This is a genomic window from Neisseria sp. P0018.S001 (assembly GCF_051957355.1).
Classification (GTDB): Bacteria; Pseudomonadota; Gammaproteobacteria; order Burkholderiales; family Neisseriaceae; genus Neisseria; species Neisseria subflava_A.
In genome coordinates this window covers 78,721-90,811 of record NZ_JBQCWN010000010.1, presented here as the reverse complement: position 1 = coordinate 90,811, position 12,091 = coordinate 78,721, and the positions used below count along the sequence as shown (strand labels likewise).

Here is a 12,091-nt window from a genome sequence, read left to right as displayed (position 1 = left end):
ATGCCGACAAAGGCTATGACAGTGAGGAAAACCGGCAATATCTGGAAGAGTGTCGGCTGCAGGACGGCATTATGCGCAAAGCTCACCGCAAACATCCGCTGACGGAAACGCAAACCAAACGTAACCGATATTTGTCGAAGACCCGTTATGTGGTCGAACAAAGCTTCGGTACGCTGCACCGTAAATTCCGCTATGCGCGGGCAGCCTATTTCGGGCTGCTCAAAGTGAGTGCAAAAAGCCATCTGAAGGCGATGTGTTTGAACCTTTTGAAAGCCGCCAACAGGCTAAGTGCGCCTGTTGCTGCCTAAAAGGCGGCCCGGATGCCTGCTTAATCAGGTATCCAAGGGGGATTAAGGGGGTATTTGAGTCGAATCAGGAGTGATTTGGGATGAAAACAGCCGAAAACCTGTGTTTAGGTTTCGGCTGTTGGGGGAAAGGAATTTTGCAAAGGTCTCAGGCCGTCTGAATCTACAACACATAAAAATAAATGCTGATAAATTGAGTCAAACTGCCTGCCAAGACAAATAAGTGCCAGATACCGTGTCCGTGGCGGATTTTCGTATCGTTGATAAACCAATAAATCCCCGCGCTATACAATACGCCGCCCAACACCAGCCAAAATAATCCGCCGGCCGAAAGCGACTGTATCAGCGGCCATACCGCCACCACAATCAGCCAGCCCATCAACACATAAATCACCATCGACAGCAGCCGCTTCTCGCTTTTACGCCCAATCGTCAACTCCTGAACAATGCCCAGCAAAGCCAGCCCCCACGACACGCCGAAAAGCGACCAGCCCCAGCCGCCGTGAAGGGTAATCAGCGTAAACGGCGTATAGCTGCCTGCAATCAAAAGATAAATCATGCAATGATCGACCTTTTGCAAAATTGCCTTGGCCTTCGGCTGCGGAATACTGTGGTATAAGGTTGAGCCCAAATACAGGAGCAGCAGGCAGATTCCGTAAGTCAGTGCACCGGCAATCCGATAGCCGTCCGCCGATTCCACCGCTTTCACCAGCATCAGCACCAAGGCCGCCACTGCCAACAAGAAACCGGCCAAATGGCTGTACGCATTAAATCTCTCGCCGTGATACATAAACCATTCTCATTTATAAAAGACCAAAGTGTACGCCAAGATAGATGCTTCGTCAGAGAATTCGGGTTAAAAATAAGTTAAAGCGCAAAGGCCGTCTGAAAAACACGGCCTTGCAATATAACAAAAACATCTTTGCAACAAACAAACCATTCTTTCCCTTTTTCAGACGGCCTCACTAAAGTATCGACTGTCGCCAAGGTTGTAAAGAGAGAAAAAATGTCCATCCAAAACCACCACCTCGACTGGCTCGAAGCCGAGTCCATCTACATCATCCGCGAAGTGATTGCCAACGCCCAAAATCCGGCCTTGCTGTTTTCCGGCGGCAAAGACTCCGTCGTATTACTGGCGCTGGCCGTCAAAGCCTTCCAAATCGAAGGCCGCCCGCTGAAGCTACCGTTCAAACTCCTGCACGTCGATACCGGCCACAACTACCCCGAAGTGATTCGGTTCCGCGATGACACGGTCGCGCGTACCGGCGTACAACTTGTGGTCGGCAACGTAGAAGAATCCATCCGCAAAGGCAGCGTCGTCTTGCGCCGCGAAACCGATTCGCGCAACGCCGCCCAAGCCGTTACGCTGGTTGAAACCATCGAAGAACAAGGCTTTGATGCGCTAATGGGTGGCGCTCGCCGCGATGAAGAAAAAGCGCGCGCCAAAGAACGCATCTTCTCTTTCCGCGACGAGTTCGGCCAATGGGATCCTAAAAACCAACGTCCTGAATTATGGTCGCTCTACAATACGCGCCTGTTCCAAGGCGAAAACATGCGCGTATTCCCGATTTCCAACTGGACGGAATTAGACATCTGGCAATACATCGCACGCGAAAAACTCGCCCTGCCGCCGATTTATTACACCCACAAACGCGAAGTTGTCGAACGCAACGGCCTGCTCGTTCCCGTTACCCCGTTGACCCCAAAACGCGAAGGCGAAATTGCCCAAATCCGCGATGTCCGTTTCCGCACCGTCGGCGATATTTCCTGCACCTGCCCTGTTGCCAGTACCGCCGCCACGCCTGAAGACATCATTGCCGAAACCGCCACCGCAACCATTTCCGAACGCAGCGCCACACGCATGGACGACCGCGTATCAGAAGCGGCAATGGAAGAGCGCAAAAAACAAGGCTATTTCTAAACCGGTTTTTCAGACGGCACATATATATTTCAAACCCGAACAACACGGCAACGCCATCCGCCCCTGCCGTGTTGTTTGCTTTATTATTTTTGCAAATATCATTTAACAACAAAAGCTTAATTAAAAATCCTTACCAAGCGACAAACAATAAAACATAAACAAACATGGTATAATAAACGCTTATAGGCAGAGATTTAGACAAAAGTCTCAGGCCGTCTGAAGGAGGAAAAACATGAATCGACGCGTTTATATCGTACATGGCTTTGAAGGCAATCCGCACGGCAACTGGTTTGACTGGCTTTGCGCCCAAATCAAAAGTACCGGCGCACAAGCAATCTCCCTCGCCATGCCCAATCCCGACAAACCAAGCACGACCGCGTGGCAGTTTACCCTTGACCAGCACATCGGCAAGCCCGATGCCCATACCATCCTAGTCGGCCACAGCCTCGGCTGCATTACCCTCCTTCATTTCCTCAGCCGCCAACAGCCGCAAAAAATCGGCGGTCTGCTGCTTGCCGCTGGTTTTGCCGATACGTTGCCGCCCCTGCCCACACTTGATGCCTACATTAAAGCAGCATCCCCCGATTTCGACATCCTGCGCAAAATCGACATGCCCAAACACTGTCTGGTTTCCGACAACGACACCCATGTTCCGCCCGAACTGACTTTGGACATGGCGGCCAAGCTCAAAAGCCCTGTTACCCATATTCCCGAAGGCGGCCATTTGATGGCTTCGGACGGCTTTACCCAACTGCCGCAGGCTTGGGAAGCGCTGAAACCCATGTTGACCGAATAAACACACAATATAATCCAGTTTTCATACGGCCTTGTATGCCTCTCTCCCCATGACAGGCCGTCTGAACGACAATAAAAAAACAACCTGCCCTTTCAAGCAGGTTGTTTCTTTTTATGCCTCATTAACGGCAAATTTAATATTGCACCGTCCATTCAATCTCGCTACCAGCCCTCATCGGTACAAGCTCGCCATCGCCGTAAGGTACGCTGGCAGGAACGGTTTGCGTTTGTTTGACCAATGTGATGGTATCGGTATTTTCAGGCAGACCGTAGAAACGCGGGCCGTTTTTAGAAGCAAAGGCTTCCAGTTTGTCCAACGCGCCTGCTTTCTCAAACACTTCAGCATAAAGCTCAATGGCAGTCATCGCGCTGAACATACCGGCGCAACCGCAAGCGTTTTCTTTGGCAGTTTTGGCATGTGGCGCAGAATCCGTGCCGAGGAAGAATTTGTGCGCCCTATCACCGGTAACGGCGGCAACCAAAGCCTGACGGTGGGTTTCACGTTTTAGTACAGGCAGGCAGAAATGATGAGGGCGCACGCCGCCGACCAGAAGGTCGTTGCGGTTGAGCAGCAAGTGTTGCGGCGTCACGGACGCGGCCACATTATCGCCTGCTTCCAATACCAGTCGGGCTGCTTCGGCAGTGGTGATGTGTTCAAACACGACTTTAAGATTCGGCACTTGTGCCAAAACCGGCTTCATCACGCGCTCGATAAAGGCGGCCTCGCGGTCGAAAATATCAATTTCAGGATCAGTGACTTCGCCGTGAACCAAAAACAAAATACCCTGTTTCGCCATTTCTTCCAACACAGGAATCAGCTTAAACAAGTCAGTCACGCCGGAATCGGAATTGGTGGTCGCGCCTGCCGGATAGAGTTTGAAAGCCACGATACCAGCAGCTTTGGCTTCACGCACGAGTTCGGGAGTGGCATTGTCGGTCAAATAAAGCGTCATCAACGGCTGAAAGGTGCTGCCTTCGGGCAGGGCGGCCATAATGCGCGCTTTGTATGCTTGGGCATCGGCAACACTGACGACAGGCGGCTTCAGGTTGGGCATGATGACCGCGCGGCCCATTTGTCGGGCCGTGTACGGGGCAACGGCTTTGAGCGCGTCGCCGTCGCGCAGGTGTAAGTGCATATCGTCGGGGCGGATGATGGTCAGGGTTTGCATAGCTTACTTTCGAGTGGTTTGGTTTGATAATGTTTCAGACGGCCTTTATTCGGCGGTAACGGTTTCTATTAATTTGATGTTTCAATCGTCAACCAGCCAGCCTAAGGCAAAACGGCAGCCTTATTGTCGTAAGAATGATGGGTCAAATAAAAAACAGCCTGTACCGGAAAATGCTCGGACGACGTTGTTTTAACGGTCAGCAAGGTTTCTTTCGGACTGCCGGACGCGCGCCATGCGTAGGAAATCTGACGCATAGGCAACGGGGTTTCCGCCAAATTATCGGCACGCAACTCAGCGTTCAAACCTTGCGGCGGATTTTCTGCCAAAGCCAAAAATTGTTTGAAAATCAGATGGTCGTCGGCTTTAGCCGTGCGCACGCTGCAACTGTCTTCGGTCAGGCTCAAATAATAATCCGCGCCGTTTTCCGTTTTTTTCCAAATGCTTAATGCCTCCAAATCCATCATTCCGGCAGGCAAATCGGCAATATCTTTTTTCGACAATAAAACCAGTTTGTTGGCATTGGCAAACTCGCCGACAAGGGCGGCATCGCCGTCTGCGGCCACGCAACTTTGGCGGAACAAATCGGTCACATTTTGGGCATAATCGGCAGCATTCTGCGGCGAAACGCCTTCATTGCCGCATGCACTCAGGCAGACAGCCAATACGGCGGCAGACAACGCGACGGCTTTAGACATTTCAGACGGCCTTTATTTGTGCTTCAACACCAGCTTGAACACGCCATCGGCCTCGCTCGATTCCAGCAAAACATGTCCGGTCTGACGGCAAAACGCTTCAAAATCGCCGGGCGCGCCGCCATCGGTGGCCAATACGGTCAGCACTTCTCCTTCCTGCATTTGCGCCAAAGCTTTTTTGGCACGCAAAATCGGCAACGGGCATTTCAAACCGATGACATCCAGAGTTTGTGTATTCATGATGAAAACTCGTCATATTAATCAGAATTAACGTCAATTATACCGCACTTACTTGCACCCCACCCTGCAAGCCCATAAAATAAAGCCGTTTTTCACTTTGGAGCTGTCTATGCGCCGTTTTGCCCTTCTCGCTCTCAGCCTTGCCGCGACTCAAGCATTTGCTTTGGGTTTCAGCCAAAAGGATACGCTGACCAACACGCGTTATCAGGAAAGCCCTGAAGAAGTTGCCGCACGCGAATTTAAAGAACACAAAGCCGAGTTGCCGCCTCTGCCCGATACCCAATCAGGCGATTGGTTCGACCTCTATGTCAACGAAACCTACGGCAAGCAGCCCAAAATCCTGCTCAGCAGCCTGCAAATCATGCCTGCGCCTGACAACAGCATCCGCTACGTCTTGAACGTGCGCTCCGACAAAGGCTACGACAACCTCTCCGTCGAAGGCCTCTATTGCGCCCGCACGTCCTTTACTTACAGCAACGACAAGCGTTCGTCTTACAAAGTATTCGCTTACGGCGACACAGTAAACCACCGCTGGATCGAGCCGCGTAAAGGCGATTGGAAGCTGATCGGCAATGCGTTCAGCCGCAATGATGCCCTGCACACCGCCCTGTATCAGGCATTCTGTATCGACGGTATGCCGACAACGTTCGAAGGCTTGGTACAACGTTTGAAAGAACGCGGCGGCCGTCACGGCACAACGCTGACCAAGCACGACAAATAAACCGCTTTAATCAACAAAAAGGCCGTCTGAAATTTTTCAGACGGCCTTGTCTTTCAAGACGGCTTAGAATTTGTGATACAGGCCCACAGAAGCGGCTTTTTGTTCAACGCCGCCTTTGTTGGCTGCAGTCAGACGGGTTTTGTTGCCGACTTTCAGATACGCCAGTTGGGCAACTACGCCGGTGCGTTTGCTGAAGGTGTATTGACCGCCGACAACGACTTGGTCGAATTTATCCACCAATTTCTCGCCGCTGTTCACGCCCTTGGCAGGCCAGCCGTGCGCGTAAGTAATGCGTGGGGTGACATTGCCCAATTTGTAGCCGACTGTTACCGCTGCATCAACTACTTTCACGGCTTCAGATTTGCCTGAATCGACAGTAATGTCACTACCCTTGTACTCATTAAAACCATCGGTGAAATAGCCTAAATATTCGTTGCCTGTCTCATGGCCTTTGGCATAGTGTACGCCGCCGCCGACAAAGAGATTGTCTTTATCGTAATAAGTTTCGACTTTGGCGATTTGCGCCGCTTTGACTTTGCCTGATTTGTCGGTGTACGCGCCGTTGTAGTGGCCGTAAGCCGCATTGGCGGTAAAGCCGTTTTTAGAGAAACTCACGCCGCCGGTGTATTGGTCTTTGGCCGCTTGGGTGTGCGTGTATTTGTCTGAAGGATTGCGGTTGTCGCGCGGTGCGTAAGAGACGTTGAATTTGAATCCGCCGAAATCCGGGCTGTCGTAGCGTACAGCAGCGTTACGGTTGCCGGTACGGGTAAAGATGCCCAAGCCTGCGGCATTGGTTTTGTACATCCATGGATCGATGGTGTCCATTTCGTTCAGCATATTGCTGAGTTTACCGGCGCGAATCTTACCGAATTTACCTTGCAAACCGATGAAGGAATCACGAGTGGCAAAACCTTGGGAACCGCCCGTGATTGCTGTTTTTTGTTCAACTTGCCAAATGGCTTTCAAATTGCCGCCCAAGTTCTCGCTGCCTTTGAAACCGATACGGGAAGTATTGTCATTGATGCTGGTTGCGGTAGAGCTGGTTTCAGAACCTGCATCACCTTTGATTTTTACTTGACCGACGGTCACGCTGCTTTTGATTTGACCATACAGAATCACTTCTGCAGAGGCAGCCAGTGGCAAACCGGCAATAACCAAAGCGATAATCGATTTTTTCATTATTCTCTCCAAAACAAAGTTAAAATCTCGTGAAAACACGTTTGGCAATATTAATGTTTTCCAACGCTACAAACAACTACTTTCATCTTGATAGACACTTTTATTCATTAGAGTTTAGACTTTTTACAACATTTTCAAATAAAACAGGCCGTCTGAAAGCAATTTCAGACGGCCTTTCCTATTTGCAGCGAAAACATTACTTTGGTTGTCTTAAAAACTCCGGTTCAGGCAGATGCGGCGCAGTTTAAAGCCATACGCGACATTATCGGTGGCGAAAACAACCGTCCCGTACAACCTTTGAACGACCGTGAAGTCAATGAAGACAAATAACTTCTAAGGCCGTCTGAAAACAAAAAAAGCACCCGGAAACGGGTGCTTTTTCAATCACATCAATCAGGCTTTTTTGTTACCCAACGCGGCTTTCACAAACGCGCTGAACAAAGGATGGCCTTTGCGCGGATTGGAAGTAAATTCCGGATGGAACTGACACGCGAAGAACCAAGGATGATTTGGCAATTCGATGGTTTCAACCAAACGCTCGCGGCCTGCGGATACGCCGCCAATGACCAAACCGGCTTTTTCCAACTGAGGAACGTAGTTGTTGTTAACTTCGTAGCGGTGGCGATGACGTTCGCGGATATGTTCGCTGCCGTAGATTTTTGCAGCAAGGCTGCCCGGTTTGAGGTCAACTTCTTGCGCACCCAGACGCATGGTGCCGCCCAAATCGGCAGATTCGTCACGGGTTTCTACGCTGCCGTCGGCAGTTTGCCATTCGTCAATCAGGGCAACGACAGGCGCGGCGCATTTCAAGTCAAACTCAGTAGAGTTCGCACCTTTCAAGCCTGCAACATCGCGGGCGTATTCGATCAGGGCGATTTGCATGCCCAAGCAGATACCCAAGTATGGCACGTTGTTTTCACGCGCATAGCGTACGGCGGCAATTTTGCCTTCCACGCCGCGTGAACCGAAGCCGCCCGGCACCAAAATCGCGTCCATGTCTTTGAGTATGGAAACGTCGCCATTGCCCTTCTCAATGCTTTCGCTGTCGACAAAGGTAATTTGTACGTCGGTTTCAGTGTGAATACCCGCGTGTTTCAGTGCTTCGATCAATGATTTGTAGGACTCGGTCAAATCAACGTATTTGCCGACCATCGCGATTTTGACGGTATGTTTCGGATTTCGAATCGCGTGAACGATTTTCTTCCATTCGGTCAAATCGGCTTGTTTGACATTCAGCTGCAACTGCTCGGTAATGATGCTGTCGATGCCTTGGTTGTGCAGCATTTCAGGGCATTCGTAAATGCTGTCCACATCGTAGCTGCCCACGATGGCGCGTTCTTCAACGTTACAGAACAATGCAATCTTACGACGCTCGTCCGCAGGCATTTCTCTGTCCATACGGCAGATCAGGATGTCCGGTTGCAAACCGATGCTCAACATTTCTTTAACGGTATGCTGGGTCGGTTTGGTTTTGATTTCGCCGGCGGCGGCAATGTAAGGCACATAGCTCAGGTGGGCAAACAATGTATTGTTGCGGCCGAGCTGGCTGCGCATTTGGCGGATGGCTTCCAAGAAAGGCAACGATTCGATATCACCGACTGTACCGCCGATTTCAACAATCGCCACATCATAACCAGCCGCGCCTTCATGGATACGGCGTTTGATTTCATCAGTAATGTGCGGAATCACTTGTACGGTACCACCCAAATAGTCGCCGCGGCGCTCTTTGGCAATCACGTTTTCATAGACTTGGCCGGTACTGAAGCTGTTACGGCGGGTCATGGTGGCGTTGATGAAGCGCTCGTAGTGACCCAAGTCGAGGTCGGTTTCCGCGCCGTCATCGGTCACGAATACTTCGCCGTGTTGAAAAGGGCTCATGGTACCCGGGTCAACGTTGATATACGGGTCGAGTTTAAGCATGGTCACGTTCAAGCCACGCGACTCAAGGATAGTAGCAATAGAAGCGGCGGCGATACCTTTACCCAAAGAAGATACAACGCCGCCGGTTACGAAAATAAATTTAGTCATGATGTGATACCCATGTTGGAATGTGTGATTTTAACTTGAAGCAGCATATTCTGGCAAACGGCAAAAGCTTCAGGCCGTCTGAAAACAGCGTTTTCAGACGGCCTTATCATACTGATTCTATATATCAGCGCAGCTCGCGGCGCAGGATTTTGCCAACGTTGGATTTTGGCAACTCGTCGCGGAATTCGATGTCTTTCGGCACTTTATACGCCGTCAGTTCTTTGCGGCAGAAATCGATCAGCTCTTCCTTAGTCAAAGACGGGTCTTTGCGTACGACGAAGACCTTAATCGCTTCGCCGGTTTTCTCACTTTTCACGCCGATACAGGCGACTTCCAAGACTTTGTCGTTTCCGGCCACCACTTCTTCGATTTCGTTCGGATACACATTGAAACCGGATACCACAATCAAATCTTTTTTGCGGTCCACCAGCTTCAACCAGCCTTTTTCATCCATCACAGCAATGTCGCCGGTCTCTAAAAAGCCGCGTGCATCGATTGCTTTGGCGGTTTCTTCCGGACGGTTCCAATAGCCTTTCATCACTTGCGGGCCGCGTACCCACAATTCGCCCGGCTGTCCGATAGGCACTTCTTTGCCATCCGCATCACGCAATTCGACCTCGGTTGAAGAAACAGGCAGACCAATACCGCCGCTGTAAGCTTCGATATTCAAAGGATTACAACATACACCCGGGCTGGCTTCGGTCAAACCATAAGCTTCCACAATCGGCGTACCGGTAATTTTTTTCCATTTTTCCGCCACGGCTTTTTGTGTTGCCATACCGCCGCCCAAAGTCAGCTTCAAACGGGAAAAATCAACTTCGGCAAAATCCGGACGGTTGACCATCGCATTAAACAGGGTATTCACACCGATGAATACGCTAATCGGCTCTTTTTTCAATTCACCGATAAACCCTTTCATATCGCGAGGGTTGGTAATCAGGATGATTTTAGAACCGGTATTGGCGAAAATCATCAGGTTTACCGTCAAGGCAAAGATATGATAAAGCGGCAACGCGGCAATGACCGTTTCTTTGCCTTCGTGCAGGCTATTTTTAATCCATTCTTTCGCCTGAAGCATATTGGCGCAGATATTGCCGTGACTAAGGACGGCGCCTTTCGCCAAACCGGTTGTACCGCCTGTATATTGCAGCAAGGCAGTATCGTCGCGCGTCAACTCGACTGGTTTGAGCGTATTTGCTGCACCTTGCTTCAAGGCCGTCTGAAAAGTCACGGTATTGGGAATGCGGTATTCCGGCACCATTTTTTTCACTTTGCGGATGACAAAGTTCATCAACACGCCTTTAATCATGCCGAACATCTCACCGACCGACGCGACAATCACATGTTTGATTTGTGTACGCGGCAACACCAATTCCAGCGTATTGGCAAAGTTCTCCAACACGACAATCGTTGTCGCGCCGCTGTCTTTCAACTGATGTTCCAACTCGCGCGGCGTATAAAGCGGATTCGTATTCACTGCCACCAAACCTGCCTGCAAAATACCGAAAAGCGCAATCGGATATTGCAAAACGTTCGGCATCATAATCGCCACACGCTCACCGCGCGGCAGTTTCAATACATTTTGCAGGTAAGATGCAAAATCGGTCGCCAACTTGCCTACTTCGGCATAAGTCAGTGTTTTGCCCATATTTTGAAAAGCAGGTTTATCTGCGAATTTCTCGACACTTTGACGGAATACGTCGCTGATGGAGCTGTATTGAGAAATATCGATTTCAGGGTTTACGCCTTGTTCGTAGCTTTTGAGCCAGAGTTTTTCCATATTAATCAGTCTTTTATTGAGTCGTTTTTTGAAATCGAGGCCGTCTGAAGGCTTTATTCAATCTGCCGCTTCGTTTTCAGACGGCCCTTGTGTTAAGCAGTAATGATGACAGGCTTGTCGGTGGACATGATGATGCCGCCGCCCAAGCACACATCGCCGTCGTACAGTACCGCTGATTGTCCGGGGGTTACCGCCCATTGCGGCTCGTCAAAGATAAGCTCGATGGTTTCATCATCTAAGTAACGCAACGTGCAAGGCGCGTCAGCCATACGGTAGCGCGTTTTGCAGGTATAGCGGCCTTCTTTCGGACGGTCGGGCAATGTGAAACTCAAATCGTTCATAACCAGGCTTCGAGTATAAAGCAAAGGATGGTCATGGCCTTGTACGACAATCAGTTCGTTTTTGGTCAAATCCTTGGCCGCGACAAACCATGGTTCGCCTGCGCCGCCGATACCCAAGCCTTTGCGTTGGCCCAGCGTGTAAAACATCAAGCCGACGTGTTCGCCAACCACTTTGCCTTCAGGGGTAACCATTTTGCCATTATTGGTCGGCAGGTATTTTTGCAGAAATTCGCGGAACGGGCGTTCGCCGATAAAGCAAATGCCGGTACTGTCTTTTTTGGTTGCAGTCGGTAATTTGAATTCTTCGGCAAGACGGCGGACTTCAGGCTTCTCCAACTCACCCAATGGGAAAATTGCGCGCTCAAGTTGGAAAGGTTTGAGGCGGTACAGGAAATAGCTTTGGTCTTTGTTTTGATCCAAACCTTTGAGCAGGTAATGCACGCCGTTGCGAACTTCTTTGCGGGCATAGTGTCCGGTGGCAATGGTATCGGCGCCCTGCTCGATGGCATAGTCCAAAAAGCATTTGAATTTGATTTCGGCATTGCACAAGACATCCGGGTTTGGCGTGCGGCCTGCGCTGTATTCTTTGAGGAAATAGGCAAATACGTTGTCTTTATATTGTGCGGCAAAATTGACGATGTCGATATCGATTCCGATGATATCGGCAACGGCAATGGCATCAAAGGAATCTTGTTTGATGCTGCAATACTCGTCGTTGTCGTCATCTTCCCAGTTCTGCATGAACACGCCGCTGATTTGATGGCCTTGCTGCTTGAGCAGGGCCGCGGTAACGGATGAATCGACGCCGCCGGAAAGGCCGACGATGATGTTTGTTGGTGTGTTGGTAGTATTCATGAGCGGAATGTGGGTTTCAAATGCATTTTTTAAAGCGTAATTTTAGCACATTTTGATTTAACGAC

13 protein-coding genes are annotated in these 12,091 nt (G+C 50.3%); 5 read left to right on the top strand and 8 right to left on the bottom strand.

The window, feature by feature from the left end; all coding sequences use genetic code 11:
* A partial coding sequence (locus tag ACTHTJ_RS08195; RefSeq protein ID WP_440360912.1) for a transposase occupies positions 1-308 on the top strand: 308 nt, incomplete at its 5' end.
* A gap of 160 nt (positions 309-468) precedes the next feature.
* Here ACTHTJ_RS08195 and trhA read toward each other — a convergent pair.
* Positions 469-1,095: a PAQR family membrane homeostasis protein TrhA gene (trhA, locus tag ACTHTJ_RS08190; RefSeq protein ID WP_049335514.1), complete on the bottom strand. Its 627-nt coding sequence runs from the start codon at positions 1,093-1,095 to the stop codon at positions 469-471.
* Positions 1,096-1,227: 132 nt separating this feature from the next.
* Between trhA and cysD the strand changes: the two genes are divergently transcribed.
* Positions 1,228-2,226 (top strand): sulfate adenylyltransferase subunit CysD, encoded by a 999-nt coding sequence (cysD, locus tag ACTHTJ_RS08185; protein ID WP_168162030.1) that lies wholly within the window; start codon positions 1,228-1,230, stop codon positions 2,224-2,226.
* 232 nt (positions 2,227-2,458) lie between these two features.
* The gene (locus tag ACTHTJ_RS08180) at positions 2,459-3,022 is read left to right on the top strand and encodes an RBBP9/YdeN family alpha/beta hydrolase (protein WP_070584339.1); all 564 of its coding nucleotides are present in this window, start codon (positions 2,459-2,461) and stop codon (positions 3,020-3,022) included.
* Positions 3,023-3,155: 133 nt separating this feature from the next.
* On the opposite strand, the gene pyrC is transcribed toward ACTHTJ_RS08180, so the two are convergent.
* From pyrC to ACTHTJ_RS08165, 3 genes are all read right to left on the bottom strand, one after another.
* The gene (gene pyrC, locus ACTHTJ_RS08175; protein WP_070584337.1) at positions 3,156-4,190 is read right to left on the bottom strand and encodes a dihydroorotase; all 1,035 of its coding nucleotides are present in this window, start codon (positions 4,188-4,190) and stop codon (positions 3,156-3,158) included.
* Positions 4,191-4,291: 101 nt separating this feature from the next.
* Complete coding sequence (locus ACTHTJ_RS08170) at positions 4,292-4,885, bottom strand: NMCC_0638 family (lipo)protein (RefSeq protein ID WP_070584336.1); 594 nt, start codon at positions 4,883-4,885, stop codon at positions 4,292-4,294.
* A 12-nt stretch (positions 4,886-4,897) separates the two neighbouring features.
* Positions 4,898-5,122, bottom strand: coding sequence for a sulfurtransferase TusA family protein (locus ACTHTJ_RS08165; protein WP_003681929.1), 225 nt, complete (start codon positions 5,120-5,122; stop codon positions 4,898-4,900).
* A gap of 109 nt (positions 5,123-5,231) precedes the next feature.
* Here ACTHTJ_RS08165 and ACTHTJ_RS08160 point away from each other — a divergent pair, with 109 nt between their 5' ends.
* Positions 5,232-5,843, top strand: a complete 612-nt coding sequence (locus ACTHTJ_RS08160; protein WP_070584333.1) for a CNP1-like family protein — start codon at positions 5,232-5,234, stop codon at positions 5,841-5,843.
* A 63-nt stretch (positions 5,844-5,906) separates the two neighbouring features.
* Here ACTHTJ_RS08160 and ACTHTJ_RS08155 read toward each other — a convergent pair whose 3' ends face one another.
* Positions 5,907-7,022 carry a porin gene (locus tag ACTHTJ_RS08155; protein ID WP_070584331.1) on the bottom strand — a complete coding sequence of 372 codons (1,116 nt, stop codon included), beginning with the start codon at positions 7,020-7,022 and terminating at the stop codon, positions 5,907-5,909.
* Positions 7,023-7,223: 201 nt separating this feature from the next.
* Here ACTHTJ_RS08155 and ACTHTJ_RS08150 point away from each other — a divergent pair, with 201 nt between their 5' ends.
* Entirely contained in the window at positions 7,224-7,352 is a 129-nt protein-coding gene (locus tag ACTHTJ_RS08150; RefSeq protein WP_283120575.1) for a hypothetical protein, read from the top strand.
* 63 nt (positions 7,353-7,415) lie between these two features.
* Here ACTHTJ_RS08150 and ACTHTJ_RS08145 read toward each other — a convergent pair whose 3' ends face one another.
* The 3 genes from ACTHTJ_RS08145 to mnmA form a co-directional block, all read right to left on the bottom strand.
* Positions 7,416-9,050: a CTP synthase gene (locus ACTHTJ_RS08145; RefSeq protein ID WP_070584329.1), complete on the bottom strand. Its 1,635-nt coding sequence runs from the start codon at positions 9,048-9,050 to the stop codon at positions 7,416-7,418.
* A 124-nt stretch (positions 9,051-9,174) separates the two neighbouring features.
* Positions 9,175-10,830, bottom strand: coding sequence for an AMP-binding protein (locus ACTHTJ_RS08140; RefSeq protein ID WP_070584327.1), 1,656 nt, complete (start codon positions 10,828-10,830; stop codon positions 9,175-9,177).
* Positions 10,831-10,922: 92 nt separating this feature from the next.
* The gene (gene mnmA, locus ACTHTJ_RS08135) at positions 10,923-12,026 is read right to left on the bottom strand and encodes a tRNA 2-thiouridine(34) synthase MnmA (RefSeq protein WP_070584326.1); all 1,104 of its coding nucleotides are present in this window, start codon (positions 12,024-12,026) and stop codon (positions 10,923-10,925) included.
* Between the last annotated feature and the right edge of the window lie 65 nt (positions 12,027-12,091).